This is a genomic window from Ornithinibacillus bavariensis, assembly GCF_050433565.1.
GTDB lineage: Bacteria > Bacillota > Bacilli > Bacillales > Amphibacillaceae > Ornithinibacillus > Ornithinibacillus bavariensis.
In genome coordinates this window covers 152,898-171,259 of the sequence record NZ_JBNPWZ010000007.1, presented here as the reverse complement: position 1 = coordinate 171,259, position 18,362 = coordinate 152,898, and the positions used below count along the sequence as shown (strand labels likewise).

The 18,362-nt window shown below is 38.3% G+C and carries 15 protein-coding genes; 13 read left to right on the top strand and 2 right to left on the bottom strand.

All coding sequences use genetic code 11. The annotated features are described in order from the left end of the window. The first annotated feature begins 526 nt into the window (after positions 1-526). The 9 genes from HNR27_RS13395 (at position 527) to HNR27_RS13355 (ending at position 10,103) form a co-directional block, all read left to right on the top strand. Positions 527-1,375, top strand: coding sequence for a P-loop NTPase family protein (locus HNR27_RS13395; RefSeq protein WP_429340111.1), 849 nt, complete (start codon positions 527-529; stop codon positions 1,373-1,375). A gap of 347 nt (positions 1,376-1,722) precedes the next feature. After that, the gene (locus HNR27_RS13390) at positions 1,723-2,106 is read left to right on the top strand and encodes a hypothetical protein (protein WP_429340110.1); all 384 of its coding nucleotides are present in this window, start codon (positions 1,723-1,725) and stop codon (positions 2,104-2,106) included. Between the two features lie 233 nt (positions 2,107-2,339). Beyond that, complete coding sequence (locus tag HNR27_RS13385; RefSeq protein ID WP_429340109.1) at positions 2,340-2,657, top strand: hypothetical protein; 318 nt, start codon at positions 2,340-2,342, stop codon at positions 2,655-2,657. A gap of 590 nt (positions 2,658-3,247) precedes the next feature. Next, positions 3,248-4,531 (top strand): ABC transporter substrate-binding protein, encoded by a 1,284-nt coding sequence (locus HNR27_RS13380; protein WP_429340117.1) that lies wholly within the window; start codon positions 3,248-3,250, stop codon positions 4,529-4,531. A gap of 174 nt (positions 4,532-4,705) precedes the next feature. Further along, complete coding sequence (locus HNR27_RS13375) at positions 4,706-5,659, top strand: carbohydrate ABC transporter permease (protein ID WP_212921784.1); 954 nt, start codon at positions 4,706-4,708, stop codon at positions 5,657-5,659. Continuing rightward, positions 5,656-6,504 (top strand): carbohydrate ABC transporter permease, encoded by an 849-nt coding sequence (locus HNR27_RS13370; RefSeq protein ID WP_429340108.1) that lies wholly within the window; start codon positions 5,656-5,658, stop codon positions 6,502-6,504. The genes HNR27_RS13375 and HNR27_RS13370 overlap by 4 nt, the downstream gene beginning before the upstream one ends. A gap of 92 nt (positions 6,505-6,596) precedes the next feature. Next, a complete protein-coding gene (locus HNR27_RS13365) occupies positions 6,597-7,610 on the top strand; it encodes a LacI family DNA-binding transcriptional regulator (RefSeq protein WP_212921786.1) in 1,014 nt (337 codons plus the stop codon). A gap of 83 nt (positions 7,611-7,693) precedes the next feature. Continuing rightward, complete coding sequence (locus HNR27_RS13360) at positions 7,694-8,608, top strand: ROK family protein (RefSeq protein WP_429340107.1); 915 nt, start codon at positions 7,694-7,696, stop codon at positions 8,606-8,608. 58 nt (positions 8,609-8,666) lie between these two features. Then, positions 8,667-10,103: a glycoside hydrolase family 1 protein gene (locus HNR27_RS13355; protein WP_429340106.1), complete on the top strand. Its 1,437-nt coding sequence runs from the start codon at positions 8,667-8,669 to the stop codon at positions 10,101-10,103. A gap of 167 nt (positions 10,104-10,270) precedes the next feature. Here the strand turns inward: HNR27_RS13355 and HNR27_RS13350 are convergent, their stop codons facing one another. Next, complete coding sequence (locus tag HNR27_RS13350; protein ID WP_429340105.1) at positions 10,271-11,611, bottom strand: right-handed parallel beta-helix repeat-containing protein; 1,341 nt, start codon at positions 11,609-11,611, stop codon at positions 10,271-10,273. Between the two features lie 221 nt (positions 11,612-11,832). After that, complete coding sequence (locus HNR27_RS13345; RefSeq protein WP_429340104.1) at positions 11,833-12,693, bottom strand: alpha/beta hydrolase; 861 nt, start codon at positions 12,691-12,693, stop codon at positions 11,833-11,835. Between the two features lie 441 nt (positions 12,694-13,134). Between HNR27_RS13345 and fdrA the strand changes: the two genes are divergently transcribed. From fdrA to arcC, 4 genes are all read left to right on the top strand, one after another. Next, a complete protein-coding gene (fdrA, locus tag HNR27_RS13340; protein ID WP_429340103.1) occupies positions 13,135-14,883 on the top strand; it encodes an acyl-CoA synthetase FdrA in 1,749 nt (582 codons plus the stop codon). A 167-nt stretch (positions 14,884-15,050) separates the two neighbouring features. Further along, on the top strand, positions 15,051-16,313 hold the full coding sequence (locus tag HNR27_RS13335; protein ID WP_212921792.1) for a YlbE family protein: 1,263 nt from the start codon (positions 15,051-15,053) through the stop codon (positions 16,311-16,313). Between the two features lie 6 nt (positions 16,314-16,319). Then, on the top strand, positions 16,320-17,237 hold the full coding sequence (locus HNR27_RS13330) for an oxamate carbamoyltransferase subunit AllH family protein (RefSeq protein ID WP_429340102.1): 918 nt from the start codon (positions 16,320-16,322) through the stop codon (positions 17,235-17,237). Continuing rightward, positions 17,222-18,160 (top strand): carbamate kinase, encoded by a 939-nt coding sequence (gene arcC / locus HNR27_RS13325; protein ID WP_429340101.1) that lies wholly within the window; start codon positions 17,222-17,224, stop codon positions 18,158-18,160. Before HNR27_RS13330 ends, arcC begins: the two co-directional genes overlap by 16 nt. Positions 18,161-18,362: the final 202 nt, after the last annotated feature.

Here is an 18,362-nt window from a genome sequence, read left to right as displayed (position 1 = left end):
TTAAAATCTATCTTTTACATGAAGATAGATTTTTATATTTCATCTCGTGCAAAATAGTATTTAAAATATGCGCAAAATACCGTTCAAAGTGACACCTACGTGAGGCACTTGGCTTTCAATATGCTGCAGTTCAGAGTTGCTTGGCAAGGAAGAGACGAATAGCCGAAAAACTGATGAGCAGAGCAAGGGACAAGATAGGGATAACGGAAGAAGAAGTGAATACTGTTGAACCTGTCGATATCAAATGGCTAAGCGAGTGTAAACAGAAGACGTCGTCCTAGTTGATCTAAAATTCCAATATCAGATCAAAAATATAAAATATACTATCCCTTAACGACTTTTTATAGAAAAACAGGCCAAGTGAAATCCTCCTAAACTAACTATATCAATCCAAAGAAGGATATTCATTGTTGAATATAGAATACTATATTCACAACGATAAGGGGTGGTATTAATGGAGTAGTTCCTATAAGTATCGTATCTAGCGTAATGAATGTCCGAACACTTAGGAGGATTAAATACTTATATGCATACAAAATTAATTATTGTAGAAGGTTTACCTGGATTTGATAAATCAACCACCGCAAGTCTTATCCATGATAGTTTGCGTGAAAATAATAGAAATGCAGAATTAATTCTAGAAGGAAATTTAGACCACCCGGCTGATTACGATGGTGTAGCTTGTTTTAATCAAATGGAGTTTGAAAGTTTGCTATTGAATAGTGGAGATTTTAAAGATATTTTCACTAAAAGAGTTGAGAAAAAGGGTAACGATTATTTATTACCATATCGAAAAATCATGAACGAACATGGTTCATTTTCAGATGAGCTAATGAATACAATTTTCAAACATGATATATACGAATTACCACTCGACCAGAATATCGAGTTAATTACGGATAAGTGGGCTGAATTCGCCGAACAAGCATTCCGTGAAGATAAAACCTATATCTTTGAATGTTGCTTTATCCAAAATCCAGTAACCATTGGAATGGTAAAATATGGCGAGAAACAGGAAAAGGTTATGGACTATGTTCTCAAATTAGAAAACATCATCGAAAGATTAAACCCAGTATTATTTTACGTGGATCAAGATGACCTTGAATTTTCTTTTAGAAAAGCGTATAAAGAAAGACCAAAGGAATGGTCATCTGGGTTTATAGACTATTACACAAACCAGGGTTATGGGAAAGAACATGGCTACGAGGGATTTGAAGGAACCTTGAAGGTTTTACAGGCAAGAAGGGCAATGGAAGCGGAAATAGTGGAAGCCTTGAAAATAAATAAGGTGAAAGTAAATAATTCAGGCTATGAGATGGAACAATATAAATCTATTATATTGGATCAATTGAACCTGTTTGGGGTTCTGAAATAACTTTCAAGCTATATAGTGGAGAGGATGTTATTACCTCTCCATTTTTGTTTTCGAATTTTTCGGCACCTATATTATCAACTTGAAAAATACAGGTAGAGTCAACTGGTAGGTTAAAGAGGGGCAAAAGGATAAGGAAAACACTTCAATATTGAATTTTTACAAAACATGTTCGATGACTTTGACAAATTTTCATTAACAATAAATTGAAAAAGTAACAAAAAAACAAAGCTCTCCTATCCCCAATAAATTTAAGTAATAATCCATTCCTCGGACAGCTGCCCAATAGCTAATGTAGGCATTTGCATATGCTAAAGGGATGAAAAAACGAAGAATTGAGGGGAAGCGTTATGAATAATGAATGGAATCAGGCAAATCCAATGCCTCTGCCTGTAGAACAGGATTTAAGTCAGGAGGAAACGATGAGAACCCATCAATGGCACTATGGCCAACAAGGTTCTAATATACAACATGCCACCCATGTACCACAAGGTATGCATGATAATCAGGGCTTTTACGGTGGTGGACATGGTTATCAACCGCATGGACCACAAGGAGGTTTTCATGGAAGACCACCATTCTTGGGTGGGCTTGCAGGGTCAATGCATGCTCCACATGGTCCCTATCCGTATAATCCGTATCCTAATTATGGGTACCCGGGTTATCAGCCAAACCCGTATCCCTATCCGACGTATCCAAATTATCCGTACCAGCCATATGGTGGAACCTACTAATTTAATAGCATCATGAATGAAAAAGGAGCCATCACATGGGAAAAATTGTGATGGCTTTTAGTGTATCCGTATAGACCCTTACTAAAGAACTCTGCTCATTCACTCCATGGTAGCTCTACCGAAAGTCCGGAAGTATGTGCCAAATCTCCAATAATAAATAAAGACATTTTGGTAACAATCCGCCTAGTGAAAGAATACGTTATAGGGGGAGTGAATAAGAGGAGGTCTGTTTTATGCAACCGTATAGTAATCAAAATGATGCATTTACTGAAAGGGATTTGAATGAACATCACAGCAAATGCAGAAAACATTTGTACCAGTTTATTCAGGTTGAACTAAATGATGGTTCTGTTTACCAGGGAATACTTCATAGCTTTGACAGGGAGAAAATGTACCTCATTATGCCGAGAGCGGGGCATTCTCAAACGCCACACACGATGGATGAAAGTAACGAAAGTAGGTTATTCCCCTTCCTAGGACCATTTGGGTTATTTGGGTTTCCTTTCTTTGGGATAAGAAGATTCGGACCATTTTTCCCATTCTTTATTTAAAGCTTGGTACAAAAAAGCCTGTAGGTGAATTGACCCCTAAGACATTAGGCGGGGTTACTTGTCAGGTAGCTGCTGAAAATGAGTTCGGTATTTTACCGGACTCATTTTAATTTTGTCCCCAACCGTTTGTATTCTAATCCTTTTCTGAAGATTAACGAAGTATTGGGATGTAGGATAGATGCTATCATATTCGTAAAGTTTGGATTAGATAACCATCTTAATCTCTGCCCTTTCTGATTAACGAAAACGGTTTCGATAGGATTAGACAAATTGAAATTATTCTACTCACAAAAACTCTCTTTTTGCATTATTATTGTAATAATTTAGTATATTAATAAGCGAACTCCCTAAAAAGTATTAAATATTTTCAAAAAAATACCTAAAAAATAGATTGATTTTTGTATATTTTGAACATATAATATTTTGTAAGCGGTTACCTAATTATTTTTTTGAGTTTAATAGAAACCGGTTTCCATGAAACAAAACCTTAAATTAGGTAGGGAGGTGCTCATCACTAGAATGAGACAAGTAAGTAGCTTATATAGGAAGACCAATATTTTTTATTATAGGGGGTTATCGATGTGAAAAGTATGAAACGATGGTTCGTTCTAAGTTTATCCGTATTATTTGCACTTTCATTAGCAGCATGTAGTGATAAAGATGCTAGTGGTAAGGGTGGAAGTGGTGATAAAGAAGAAATCACCTTGAATTTTTGGACATTTGGTGCAACTGGATATGAAGAGCTTGTAAAAGAATACGAGAAGAAAAACCCAAACATAAAAATTAAAGTGAAAACATCTGAAACAGCCGACCATCATGATGCATTGTTTACTGCATTGTCTGCTGGAAGCGGTGCACCTGATATCGCAATGCTGGAAATTGACCAGTTTGATCGTTTCAAAGTAGCACAAGATAGATTCAACAACTTATATGATCTTGGTGCAAAGGATATACAGGACCAATATTTAGACTGGAAATGGAAAAGTGGAGAAAACAATGATGGGGGCTTCTTATTCGGGCTACCAACAGATATCGGACCGAAAGCTTTGTACTACAGAGTTGACTTGTTTGAGCAAGCAGGGCTTCCAACGGAGCCTGAAGAGGTGGCGGAACTAATTAATTCACCGAAAGCATTTGAAGAAGCAGGATTAAAAGTGAAGGAAAAAACGGGAATGCCCTTTGTTGATAGTATCGAAATGGCATTCAGAGCCTATTTAGATGCTGCTGAAACAGCTTATTTAACACCAGACAATGAATTAAATCTTGGTGAGGACAGTGAAGTAAAGAAAGCCTATGACTACGCTGTTCGCCTGAATGATCTAGGAATAGTCGGTAAATATGAAATGTGGAGTCCTGAGTGGGCAAATGCGGTTAATAAGGGAGAATTTGCTGCAGAGCTAGGTGCTGGCTGGTTAAAAGGTTGGATGGAAGGAAACGCGCCTGATGCAGTTGGTAAATGGAGAGTAGCGACATTACCAACAGACTTTGCTGCGAACTGGGGCGGTTCCTATATTGCTGTGCCAAGTGAAACAAAGAATGCCCAAGCAGCATACGACTTTGTTGAATGGCTTGTATCACCGGAAAATCAGCTGAAGTCCTTCCAAAGCCATGGATTATTCCCTTCAGCTCAATCGGTATATGATCAAGATGAGTTCAAGACAAATGCCGATGATTTCTTCGGTGGTCAAGCAACAGCACCAGTATTCGCACAAGCGACACAAGATATTGCAGGTATCCCATATAAAGGCGAAAAGTACTTCCCAGTTCATAATGAGATATTGAATGCATTGAAAAATGTACAAAATGAAGGTGCCGATCCAGAGAAAGAATGGGAAGCAGCTGTGAAACGTGCAGAAGATCTAATGAAACGCTAATCTACTAATCTAGTAAAATAGTTAAAATTTACTGTGGCCGGCCTAAACATACCATTCTACACATGAAAAGGATAGGCCGGCTATCTGTACAAAAGCTCTTTTGGTGAATGGTGATTGCAGCTTGAATTTGCATACGGGCACCATACAACCTTGAAATGGAAAAGAGGCATGAACATGAAGTCTATCGGTAAGGAAGAACCTATCTTAAAAAGAAAAAAATACCGGTCTGAACAAAAGAAAGATATGATTTCAGGCTATTTATATATAGCCCCTTTCTTCATCATTTTTGCACTAATCGGTCTGTATCCTGCACTTTTTAGTATTTACCTCGCTTTCCAGAAATGGAATGGGTTAAGCCCGATGACATTTAATGGATTAGCTAATTTTGAAATGGTGTTAACGGACCCCTTATTCTGGAAATCGGTTTACAACACCATTGTGATGGGAATTATGGGCACTGCGCCACAATTAATTGTCGGACTTATTCTAGCATACCTACTAAATATGGCTTTTCTTAAATTGAAAGGATTCTTTCGTGTCACGATATTTATGCCTTATTTAACTTCCATGGTTGCTGTTGCCCTTATATTTAGTGTGTTATTCAGTAATCATGAGTCTTCACTTGCTAATTATGTATTAACCCATTTCTTTGGGCTTGATCCAATCGCTTGGGCTGCGTCTGAATGGGGAACGAAAATCGCCATTTCTCTCATGGTATTCTGGCGATGGGTGGGCTACAATACGATTATTTATTTGGCAGGAATTCAAAGTATTCCTAATGATTTATATGAAGCAGCGACGGTTGATGGTGCGAATAGATTTCAGCAGCTGTGGTATATTACGATTCCAATGATGAAGCCATTTATCATTCTGACCGTGTTCACATCAACGGTTGGTGCGATGCAGCTGTTCTCTGAGCCGACTGTATTCTTAGGAGCGGATGCATTTACAAGGGATGAGGCAATGACAATTGTTATGTATCTGTACCGTGATGCCTTTCGATTACAATCATTTGGAACAGCATCTGCAACTGCGATTATTCTATTAGTTATCATTACGATATTTGCCGTGATTAATCTAAGATTGACGCAAGGCATTGGAAGGAAAAAGCGAGGTGTCATGAAATGAGTAAACAGGCGAGAAAAAATCGAAAAAAGCTCTCCGTAGGTAGAATCTCTGTTTACGTATTTTTACTCATTGCATCTATTCTTTCTCTTTTTCCTTTTTATTGGATGTTTGTAATGGCGACACGGCCAAGTGCCGCATATAACTCAATTCCACCGACACTTACACCAGGAAATATGCTTATTGAAAACTTTAAAAAAGTATTAAGTCAAATTGATTTCTTTGGTGGCATGTGGAATTCATTTATTCTATGTGCTGTCGTTACGATTGTGGTTCTATTTATCAGTTCGTTAGCTGGCTTTGCGTTTGCGAAATTTAAATTCCCGGGTAAGAACATATTGTTTATTGCCATATTAGTAACGATGATTATCCCGCCACAGCTAGGGTTAATTCCGCAGTACTTTTTAATCTCGAAGGCAGGACTTCTGGATACCCTACCAGGAGTAATGATTTTATTCTTTTTAAATCCATTAGGGATATTCCTGATGCGACAATACATCTCGGGAGCAGTACCAGATGAATTAATAGAGGCTTCGAAATTAGATGGGTGCTCGAACTTCCGAATCTACTGGAGAATTGTCTTACCAATTATCCTACCGGCATTTGCCACGCTTGGAATCATTGTCTTCACAGCAGTTTGGGGAGAATTCCTGTGGCAGTTTACCGTTTTAAGAGATCCAGAAATGTATACGATTCAGGTAGCACTAGCACAGCTAAGCAATACACAGCATGTTGACTTTGGCATGATTTTATCAGGTGTATTCTGGGCAACGGTTCCGTTATTAATTATCTTCCTATTATTTAATCGATTGTTTATTTCGAGTATAACGGAAGGGTCTGTTAAATAATGAATTTTCCTGTCTAACTATTGTTTCATTCTATAACTCTTAGTAATCTAGCAATAGGAAAGATATTTTGACAGAATAAAAGGGGTAACAAGATGAATTTAACGATAAAAGACATTGCAAAGATGGCAGGTGTTTCACAAGGGACCGTTTCAAAGGTGATTAATAATTATGGGGGAATCAGTGAGAAAACAAAGAATAAGGTCATGACTGTAATTAATGAAATGGGCTATGCACCTAATTTCTCAGCTCGATCACTGGCAACGAAAAAGTCGAATCTCATTGGTCTTATATATGCGGGAAAGATTAATGTTGATATGACACATCCATACTTCAATGAGGTTATTACAACCTTTAAGAAAAATATTGGGTTATTAGGTTATGATATCTTAATGTTTTCCAATGAATACTTTTTGCAGGATAAAGGGAGTTATTTGGCTAGGTGTAAGCATTTCAACGTGGACGGCTGTTTGATTATTGCTGGTGAGGAAGTAGAGGATGCTACATTTGAGCTTGCGGAAAGTGGTTTCCCTTGTATTGGCATTGATATTGAGCTAATGGGCCCGAGAGCAAGCTATGTTATGACGGATAATGTGAGTTTATCAAGAAAAGTGGTCGAGCATTTTTATTTGAATTCCCTTCGAAAAATCGGCTATATCGGTGGGATGCGTGAGTCTGTTATCTCTAATTACAGATTGAAGGGATTCAAGGATGCGATGAATCAGTTTGGACTTGAAATAAGAGAAGAATGGTTAGAATACGGTGATTTCCAGGAGGAAAGTGGCTATATCGCCATGAAGAAAATGCTAAAGCTAAGGGATTATCCGGAGGCTATTTTTGCTGCATCAGACTTAATGGCCTTAGGTGCGCTAAGGGCTATTAAGGAAGAGGGCTTACAGGTTCCCAAGGATATTCGCATTATTGGCTGTGACGATATAGCTGCTTGCCGGTATAGTGACCCGAAGCTGACGACAGTGAAACAGGATAAGGAGAGAATTGGTAAACTATCTGCTTATATGCTAAATGATCTCATCGAGGGAAAATCAAAGCTAAAGCCTGTGTTTACGGAATCAGAGCTAGTTGTCAGAGAGTCCTGCGGTACGAACTAACCTTCTGGTAAAATTCTATCGATTCCTGCTTTCCCTTTTTGAAAAATAACAACTAGATTGGTATGGTGTTAGGAGGTTTTTTGGTGACCTATTATGCAGTTTTTGATGTTGGTGGATCCGCAATAAAATATGCTCTTATGAATAAAGCAGGCCACTTTATAGAAAAATCCTCTATTCCAACACCGATAGATGGCATCGACTCTTTTGTAAATGCGATTGATTTCGTAGTGAAGAAATTTCAAAAAAGTCATGTACTAAGTGGCATCGCCCTAAGTATGCCTGGAGCGGTTGATGTGGAATCTGGATATATTAAAGGAGTAACCGCTCTTCCCTATATCCATGGCCCTAATATGAAGAAACTGATTCAAGAACGAACAGGGCTTACGGTTGAACTTGAAAATGATGCAAACTGTGCAGGATTAGCAGAAGGCTGGATTGGCGCAGCTAAAGAGCATCAAGATTATATATGTATTGTAATTGGTACTGGAATCGGTGGAGCGCTCATTTTAAATAAAAAGGTTCGTCACGGTAGTAATCTATTTGGTGGCGAATTCGGTTATATGATCCTCGAAGATTATTTCGAGCAGCCAATCGGAGAGACATGGAGCTCGCTTGCTGCTACTTGGGGATTAGTGATGCAGGTTGCCAAGCGCAAGAATATGGACCCTTATACACTAAATGGAATAACCGTATTTGAAATGGCGGATGAGGGTGACCTAGAAGTACAGGATGAGATTGCGAAATTCATAAAACGTCTAGCAGTTGGAATATATAATTTGCAGTACATTATTGATCCAGAAAAAATATTAATCGGTGGTGCAATTAGTAGACGTGAAGGACTGATTGACCAGATTAATGAGAAGCTAAAGGTTATGAAACCGAATGAGGATTGCGTAGACATTCAAGTGTATCCGTGCCAATTTGGAAATGACTCCAATTTAATTGGAGCGTTATATCATTTTTTACAAAGAAAACACGATTCTCTGTCTACCAGATAATAGGAACCATCGAGCTGATGGTAAGAAGGAGTAAAATCGATAAATAGGAGAGAAAAATATGATACACAAAAAATTAAAACCTTTTCCTAGTGAATTCCTGTGGGGATCTGCTTCTGCAGCCTATCAAGTAGAAGGTGCATGGGATGAAGATGGGAAAGGACCCTCCAATTGGGACCAATTTGTTCGAATTCCTGGCAAAACCTTTAAAGGTACGACTGGTGATATCGCAGTAGACCATTATCATCGTTATCAAGAGGATGTTCGTCTGATGGCAGAGATGGGCTTGAAGGCTTATCGATTTTCTGTTGCATGGTCTCGTATTTTTCCGAAGGGTAAAGGAGAAGTAAATGAAAAAGGCATCCAATTTTATAGTGATTTAATTGATGAACTGATTAAGCACAAGATTGAACCGATTTTAACCATCTATCATTGGGATTTACCACAGGCACTTCAGGATGAATACGGTGGCTGGGAGTCCCGCGAGATTATTCAAGACTTTACCAATTATGCGGTTACTTTATACAAGCATTTTGGTGATCGTGTTAAGTATTGGGTAAGCTTGAATGAACAAAATATTTTCACGAGCTTCGGGTATAGAACAGCCCTTCATCCTCCAGGAATAAAGGATGAGAAGCTTTTCTATCAAGTTAATCATCATGCGAATCTTGCAAATGCAAGTGCAATTCAAGCATTTCGTAACTATGTACCAGATGGGAAAATTGGCCCGAGCTTTGCATACTCTCCAGCCTATCCAGCATCCCCTAAGCCTGAGGACGTCCTATCCGCGGAAAATGCGGAAGAGGTTAATGCTCATTGGTGGATGGATATCTATGCATGGGGAACATACCCTCAGGTAGCCTGGGATTACTTAGAAAGAAAAGGCGTTGCTCCAACCATTGAAAGTGGAGACTTCACATTATTAAAAGAAGGTAAACCAGATTTTATGGGATTGAACTATTACCAAACAACAACCTTTGAAAAAAACCCGTTGGACGGTGTGTCTGAAGGGAAGATGAATACGTCAGGAAAGAAAGGGACAACCGAAGATACAGGTGTACCGGGTCTCTATAAAACGATCAAAAATGATCATCTGGAAAGAACCAATTGGGATTGGAATATCGACCCGACAGGACTTCGAATTGCTGTTCGTCGAATTACGAATCGATACAGTTTACCAATTTTAATTAGTGAAAATGGCTTAGGTGAATATGATAAGCTTGAAGAAGGAGATATTGTTCATGATGATTATCGAATTAATTACCTTCAAGTACATTTAAAAGCAATCCAAGAGGCTATCAGTGATGGCGTTGATATCATGGGCTATTGTACATGGTCGTTTACGGACCTGCTTAGCTGGTTAAATGGCTTCCAAAAACGCTATGGCTTTGTCTATGTAAATCAACATGAAGAGGGAGAGCATGATCTTCGTCGTATTAAGAAGAAAAGCTATTATTGGTATAAGGGAGTTATAGAGACGAATGGAAATAACCTATAATTCCATTCGTGCTGCTTGATATTATTTTAGGGTGCTTAAGGATGAGAAGCTACAGATGATTTATCAAAAATAGTAGCACACTACGTAAGCAGCTCTAGTAATCAACCAAACGAATAGCCATCACAAGAAGGAATATGTGATGGCTATTCGTAATTTACCGATAGTGGTCATTTATCATTTATATACTTAGAATCCAAGTCATTATTCGTACTTCTCTGGTAGGAAGAAAAACTATTAAATTCTTCATCTTTCCAAATCCATAATCCCTCTTCTCCAGTTTCATTCAAATAGGTGTTATGGGATAGTGTATTTCCGCTGTTTTTCTCATGGATATTTACTAAAAATATCTGGGAGCTACTGGCTGATACTTTGTTTTTTTCAATTCGATTATCTGTTACATAATATTGGAGAAGCAGCTGTCCACCTTCAAGTCCCTTTGTGTCGTTTCCATAAATGATATTTTCGGAGATAATAGAGCCGATGGTACCCCCACGTTTTTCGTCATAGCCTCCAATAGATATGCCGGTGAACGCGTTGTCGTACACTTCGTTGTCCGTAATATGGATTTCACTAGCATTTTTACCATAATGCTCCGATGTAGCCTCAATACCGATATCATTACCGTAGACCTTATTTTGACGGATGGTAATGTTACTTCCACCATCTACATAAATGCCTCCAGCTGTGTATTCATCTCCATAGGCAGGATTTCCATAGGAAGAATTATTATAGACCTCGTTATTTTCTACAATTCCATTTCTTACGAAGTCATTATCGCTAGCTGTTCCTTCGTAGCCTATTAAATCAATACCGATATTGTTATTTTGCCGAACAATATTATTAGCAATGAGGAACCCATTAATATTTCCATTTAAAACAAGTGCCTCGCTAGCACCGAGTGTCAAATTCTCAACCGTATTATCCAGTACTTGAATATCTTCCATTTTACCTGTGCCATAGACAGCAATGCCGTGCGCATTGCCGTCATCGGCATGTGTTGCAATGCTGTGGACATGGTTTTGCTTCAAGATTATATGGCTGCTTGTACCAGAAACGTTAATCCCCATTACAGTAGCATCTTCATGTGATGTGGTAAGCTCTTCGACTGTAAACCCTTGGATGGTAATGTAATCCTTATTATGAATTTCAATAAGGGCGGTATCTTCCTTAGGTTCTTTTAGATGTTTTCCACTAATTATCACTTTCTCATCCTGATAGTTTTTGAAGTTAATAGGTTTAGATTTTGTCCCACTATGTTCTACATAAAGGGACTCATAGTATGTCCCCTCTCGAACGAAAACGGTAGTACCAGCTGTCGCTTTTAGAGCAGCCTGCTTCAATGTGCGAAATGGACTAGAAATGGTACCGTCATTTTGATCACTTCCATCTGGTGAAACGTAAATATAGGTATCATCTGTTCTTTCATCAATGGATCTGTTTTGATATATAAAATAAAAAGAAATTATGACAATGCATACGACAATTAACAATAAAATTTTAATTTTCATCGATTTTCTCCTCATGTGATAGCTTTTATTGTACATGCTCGAAGTGATCTTCGCAATTGGTTATTGTGTGGAGAAATGCATATGAAAATAATTGCGCTGTACAGAAGAAATATATTTAACAGCATCGATTATTTTTACCAGTTAATCATCCGTGCGATATACCATAAAAAAATAAAACGAATGCATTCGCTCCTGCTTTTACGAATGCATTCGTTTTTAAATCAAATGTATTTCTTGATAAAGGATAGAACATTTTCAAATGCTTCCTTTACCTGCGGATGGGACATGTTATTATCAAACACATGCTTCCCATTTTTAATCGTAATAAGCTGATGAGGAACATGATTCTCTTGTAATACCTTTGCGAATTGAACAGATTCTTCATAAGGTACGTCCTCATCACTATCTCCATGTAATAGAAGTGTTGGTGGATATGTTTCATCCACTTTTTCTATTGGGCAAAATTCTTTCAACTGATCTTTATTTAGACCTGAAGCGGTATCTGTCACATAATCCAACCATTTCCCTTGTTGACGACAGAATATATAAATAGCATAACGTTTTTCGATTGGCGCTGAAGAAATTTGCTTAGGCTGAATGAGTTGCTTCGCTAACATTTCAGGTACCATGGTGGTTTTACTGTAGTGAGGGCTCGGCTCTAAATACCAGTCATTGAGAATATTTCCATAGCCATAAAAAGAAACGATGGCATTTGGTTTTACCTTCAATGTACCACTCGTTAATGCCAGATAGGCTCCTGCAGAACCACCGATGACACCGATTCGGTTACGGTCAAATGAAAATAATTCCTGGTTTTTTACCCAGTGTAATGCATCTTCAATATCCGCTACAATTTCAGGAAGCTTTGCTTCGGGAGCAAGACGATAATCAATGGAGAATACGTGATAGCCGGCATTATTATACAGTGCCACTTGTTCCTTCAAAATGTCCTCTTTCGTTCCCCAGACCAATCCACCACCATGAATGTAGATAATTAACGGTGCATTGTCATTTTCAACCGAATACAGGTCCCCTTTAATTTCACAATCATTTGTTTTTTTATACACATATGTTGCAACCACTCTTATCCCCACCCCTTTATTTTTGTTTTATTTATCTCATTAAAATCTCGCTATAGAGTTACTTCCAGCCCCAATGATTGACTCCTGTGATCCAATGATAAGCCAACAGGTTGATTATTTCTGTTAGATCCTACTGCTTGTCAAGTCGATCTATGTGAAGGCCCATGTTGCTATTTCATGTTATAAATCATACATGAAAATAAAAGCTGAGGAAGATGAAATGCTCATTTTTAATGTTTTTTTAATACGACATAATTCTTCAAGTCTTGCAAACTCACAGATTTACAGAGTTTTTAGGTTTTTGTAATGTAAACACTTACAATTTTATTCGATTGTAATGGACACCATTATATACTCCAGATGTACGAATAATAGTCGCCAATGTTTTATCAATGCGAGACGGCGTGAGGTATCTAAAATTTCTTAATGAGGTGATTTAAGGTGATTCATACAATTATTAAAAAGAATTCTTATCAAGACTCTATTAACCTTATGCTCCTAACAAACGCGGTAGCTGCAACAGAGGGAGTTAATAAAGTCCAAATTATGATGGGGACACCTGCAAACAAAGATATTTTCAAGGGTGCAGGATTATACACAGATGAATTAGAAACTGCAGAGTCTAATGATATGGCAATTGTGATTGATACAGATGATGAAGGAAAGGTAGAAGAAGTATTACAGAAGGTTGATCAATATCTACAAGACCAATCGATTAGTGGTGCTTCTGAAACGTTCGAAACTGTGCGGACTTGGGATCGAGCAAAAAAGGCATTACCAGATGCAAATGTTGCACTTATTTCCGTACCGGGACAGTATGCTGCGGAAGAGGCTCACAAAGCGTTAGATATGGGACTTCATACATTTTTATTTAGTGATAACGTATCCATGGAGGATGAGGTTGCATTAAAGAAAAAGGCACATGATAAGGGATTACTTGTAATGGGTCCTGACTGTGGTACTGGAATTCTTGATGGTATTCCAATGGCGTTTGCTAACGTTATTAATAAAGGACGTATTGGTATTGTAGGTGCTTCCGGAACGGGTATTCAAGAAGTAACAGCAATTATCGATCGTTTAGGCGAAGGTGTTAGCCATGCAATTGGTACAGGTGGTCGCGACTTAAAAGAGCCGATTGGTGCAATTACCATGATAGACGGAATTAAGGCGTTAGAAAATCATAACCAAACAGAAATTATTGTTGTTATTTCTAAGCCACCAGCAGAGTCCGTGCGTAAAGAGGTAGAAGCATTACTTCACGGTCTATCAAAGCCAGTCGTTGCTATTTTCCTTGGAGAAAAGCCAACAAAGCACGAAGGAAACATTTATCAAGCCTATACGTTGGAAGAAACAGCATTACTAGCTGTTGATTTAGCAAAGAAAAATCCAATCAAAGAAAACTATGCAGATGGTGACTATACGGTTGAGAATATGGTGCTTGCAGAAGGCCAACGTACAATAAAAGGTTTATTCTCTGGTGGTACATTAGCTTCTGAAGCAGCTGTATTAATTTCAGATGCACTTGGTTTAGGCAGCCATATTACGAATGTGGATGGTTATGTATTAAAACAAGACGGACATGAAGTAGTTGACCTTGGAGATGACAAATATACACAAGGTAAGCCACACCCAATGATTGACCCAGAAACGAGAGCACGCTTCATTGAACAAGCTGCAGATGATCCAAGTACAGCAGTAGTTGTTCTAGACTTTGTGCTTGGTTATGGCTCACATGATGATATGGCAAGTGCATTACTTCCATATATTGAAAAAGCTGTTGCAAAGGCAAAATCACAAGGCAGAACATTACATGTTGTTGCATCGGTTTGTGGTACAGCAAATGACCCACAAAGCTATTCTGATCAACGCAAGAAATTAGCAGATGCAGGAATTATCGTGAAGGATAATAATAACCAAGCTGTTCGTACGGCGTTATCCATTGTTGGATTAAAAGTAGAAGATCCACAAAAGGTACTAGTTCCTTATGAAGGCGAAGTAAGAAGCTTTGATTTAACTGTTTCAGAGGATATTACAAATCTACTAAACAATAAGCCTAGCATCATTAACGTTGGATTAAAGAGCTTCACAGATGCGATTATTGCTTACGGTGGCCGTGTTGTACAGTTTGACTGGCGACCAGTTGCAGGCGGTAATGAAAAAATGAGAAAAATTCTAAGCCTACTAAAATAAGCTAAGACTTATGGTTACAGGCTGAACATAAGAAGAACAATTATGTTCAGCCCTCTAATAGAGATGGATGCGCATGTATACGAAAAACAGGTTGTCGACAGTTTTCGAATAGGAAGGCCATCTATAAGGAAGAGATCCTAAAACAAGAAATCTAGGAGGAATGGAAGATGAAATATAACTCAGTAACAGAAGCAAATGAAGCAGTTGTTGAAAAAATTGTAAATTCTGCTCCTTTTCTAATTGATGTTGTTCCAGCGAAAGAGAAAATTGCTGTATTAAATGAAGGAAAAGTGTTATTGCATGCTGGTCCCCCAATTAAGTGGGAAGACATGACTGGCCCAATGCAAGGTTCTTGTGTTGGTGCAGGATTATTTGAAGGCTGGGCTGATACAGAGGAAGAAGTAAGAAGCATGCTTGAAAATGGTGAAGTTCGCTTCATCCCTTGTCACCATGTAAATGCAGTAGGACCAATGGGTGGAATTACTTCAGCAAATATGCCTGTATTTGTTGTTGAGAACCGTTCAGAAGGTAATGAAGCATACTGTATCATGAACGAAGGTATTGGGAAAGTACTACGCTTCGGTGCATATTCTGAGGAAGTTATCAATCGTCTACATTGGATGAAGGATGTATTAGGACCTGCGATTGGACAAGCTCTAAAGCTTACAGAAGATGGATTAAACTTAAACGTAATGATTGCTAAAGCAATTACAATGGGGGATGAATTCCACCAACGTAATATTGCAGCATCACTAATCTTCTTAAAAGAGATTAGCCCATACATTGTACAGCTTGATATGAGTGAAAAAGATAAGAAAGATGTTATTCAATTCTTAGCTGATACAGATCAGTTCTTCTTAAATATTGCAATGGCTACAAGTAAGGCAGTTATGGACGGTGCAAGAACAATCCAAGAAGGTACAGTTGTTACTGCAATGTGCCGTAATGGTAAGGATTTTGGTATTCGTATTAGTGGAATGGGTGATGAATGGTTTACTGCACCTGTTAATACGCCACAGGGTCTATTCTTTACTGGTTATTCACAAGAAGATGCAAACCCAGACATCGGTGATAGTGCCATAACGGAAACATTTGGTGTTGGTGGAATGGCTATGATTGCAGCTCCTGGTGTAACACGTTTTGTTGGTGCAGGTGGTTTCCAAGATGCACTAAAAACGAGTGAAGAAATGAGCGAAATTTGCATGGGTCAAAACAGCAACTTTACCATTCCTACTTGGGACTTCCAAGGTGCATGTCTTGGAATCGATGCTCGTAAAGTAGTTGAAACAGGAATTGAGCCTGTAATTAACACTGGTATAGCTCATAAAGAGGCTGGTGTTGGACAGGTTGGAGCAGGTACTGTTCGCGCTCCTAAAGAATGCTTCGAAAAGGCATTGGAAGCATATGCAACGAAGCTTGGCCTAATCTAAAAGAAGATGAACAAAACCTTTTATATAGAGGAATATGCAAAAAATATTCCTCTTTTTCTTTCAGAAAATAAGACAGGTCATGTCCACAGCGTCTTTAGCAATGGGTTAAATATTCGCTTCGGGGAACGACTGTTATATATCGGTACGACTAAAAATGGCCGACTTCCGTTTGGGGCACATATATCCAAAATGGTATGTGGGCAAGTATTACAGGAAATAGATAGCCAATATCCTGTTATTTGGAACAAGAAGGATCGAACAATAAGCTTCAATAATGGAACGATTACTCTCTCATTTGAAAATGCAATCGTATACGAAAATAGCATACGTATTTCTGGTGAGATAGACACCATGTCCAAGAGCATTGAAACTTTATTAGTCTCTTTACTAAAGTATGATGCGATGACTGGTTTAGATGTACCAATTGAATCGTTTGTTTTAGATTACCTACAAGGAAAGACAGCAAGTGAAGCATTAGACAATCCTTTATATATACAGCTGATGAAACTATCAGATTCCTTATTTATAGAAGATAAAGAAGCCTGTATCACCGCGCTTCGCTATTTGCTAGGAAGAGGTAAAGGCTTAACTCCTTCTGGTGATGATCATATTGTGGGATTACTCGCGGTGCAAGGGGCATGTCATTCGTTTACTTCTACACTTAATGAAGCTGTATTGTCGTTAGTGGAACATGAGTCCATCACAACAGATGTTGCAAAGGAATATTTGTACTATGCTGCTAATGGTCAGTTTAGTTCAACTGTCATAAGCGTTATCGAACATTTAATAGAGAATATAGATGAATTACCAACTAAACTTGAGGATTTACTAGCCGTTGGACATAGTTCCGGCGTAGATACCATTTTTGGAATTTTATTCGGTTTATTAGCGTGGAGGAGGAAATCAATATGTCAGAAAAAGTAGTAATTGCCCTTGGTGGAAATGCTATCTTACAACCAAAACAAGAAGCAACCTATGAAAATCAATTAGAGAACGTACGTAAAAGTAGTGAAGTGATTGCGCGAATTGCTAAGCAAGGGCATAAGGTGATCATTACCCATGGTAACGGTCCACAAGTAGGAAATATTTTACGACAAAACGAAGAAGCAAAACACGTTGTTCCTGCATTACCACTTGATGTTTGTAGTGCAGAATCACAAGGGTTCATTGGCTATATGATGGAACAAACATTGAAAAATGAATTAATTAAGGTAGGCCTTAAACGTGATGTTGTAGGTATTCTAACACAAACAGAGGTTTCTTTAGATGACCCGGCATTTGAAAACCCTGATAAACCAATCGGTGTATTTTATGATGAAGAAGAAGCAAAACAACTTGCTAGGGAAAAAGGTTGGGTTGTAGCAGAAGATGCTGGTCGTGGCTGGAGACGTGTTGTTCCTTCACCAATGCCACAATCCATTGTCGATGCACCAACAATTAAACGTCTTGTAGAATCAGATGCGATTGTTGTAGCATGTGGCGGTGGCGGAATACCTGTTGTTTTAAATGAAGACGGAACATATCAAGGCGTAGAAGCAGTTATTGATAAGGACCGTAGTGGTTTCCGTCTAGCTATTGAAACGAAAGCAGATACATTTATGATTCTTACAGATGTTAAAAATGTTTTCGTGAATTACGGTAAGCCAGATCAAAAAGCGCTTGGTGTAATTTCTTTAGAAGAAGCAAAACAATATCAAGCAGAAGGCCAATTCTCAGCAGGAAGCATGGGACCTAAGATGGAAGCAGCTATCAAATTTGCAGAGCTAGGTGGAAAAGCAATTATTTGCTCCCTTGATGAAGCAGATTTAGCAATGGAAGGCAAAGCTGGTACACAAATTCATAATTAATCGATATGGTATTAGAACTACATGTACTTGTAGGACTAATACCATATTTGTGTATAGAAGGAGATATCGTAGCACTGGTTATTTAGATAAAAGTCACAGTGCCATATAAGATGATGCTATAATCGATTACAATGTATGTTCATAAAAAATTAACTAGTATCATCCTATCCAATAATGCTATTGTAAGGAAAGGAGGAACTAC

What these genes read in the sequence shown, in the direction of transcription:
- arcC (WP_429340101.1), top strand. Translation starts at nt 17,222, where the DNA reads ATGTCAGAAAAAGTAGTAATTGCCCTTGGTGGAAATGCTATCTTACAA.
- HNR27_RS13395 (WP_429340111.1), top strand. Translation starts at nt 527, where the DNA reads ATGCATACAAAATTAATTATTGTAGAAGGTTTACCTGGATTTGATAAA.
- HNR27_RS13370 (WP_429340108.1), top strand. Translation starts at nt 5,656, where the DNA reads ATGAGTAAACAGGCGAGAAAAAATCGAAAAAAGCTCTCCGTAGGTAGA.
- HNR27_RS13365 (WP_212921786.1), top strand. Translation starts at nt 6,597, where the DNA reads ATGAATTTAACGATAAAAGACATTGCAAAGATGGCAGGTGTTTCACAA.
- HNR27_RS13350 (WP_429340105.1), bottom strand. Translation starts at nt 11,611, where the DNA reads ATGAAAATTAAAATTTTATTGTTAATTGTCGTATGCATTGTCATAATT.
- HNR27_RS13380 (WP_429340117.1), top strand. Translation starts at nt 3,248, where the DNA reads ATGAAACGATGGTTCGTTCTAAGTTTATCCGTATTATTTGCACTTTCA.
- HNR27_RS13330 (WP_429340102.1), top strand. Translation starts at nt 16,320, where the DNA reads ATGAACAAAACCTTTTATATAGAGGAATATGCAAAAAATATTCCTCTT.
- HNR27_RS13385 (WP_429340109.1), top strand. Translation starts at nt 2,340, where the DNA reads ATGCAACCGTATAGTAATCAAAATGATGCATTTACTGAAAGGGATTTG.
- HNR27_RS13335 (WP_212921792.1), top strand. Translation starts at nt 15,051, where the DNA reads ATGAAATATAACTCAGTAACAGAAGCAAATGAAGCAGTTGTTGAAAAA.
- HNR27_RS13375 (WP_212921784.1), top strand. Translation starts at nt 4,706, where the DNA reads ATGAAGTCTATCGGTAAGGAAGAACCTATCTTAAAAAGAAAAAAATAC.
- HNR27_RS13355 (WP_429340106.1), top strand. Translation starts at nt 8,667, where the DNA reads ATGATACACAAAAAATTAAAACCTTTTCCTAGTGAATTCCTGTGGGGA.
- HNR27_RS13390 (WP_429340110.1), top strand. Translation starts at nt 1,723, where the DNA reads ATGAATAATGAATGGAATCAGGCAAATCCAATGCCTCTGCCTGTAGAA.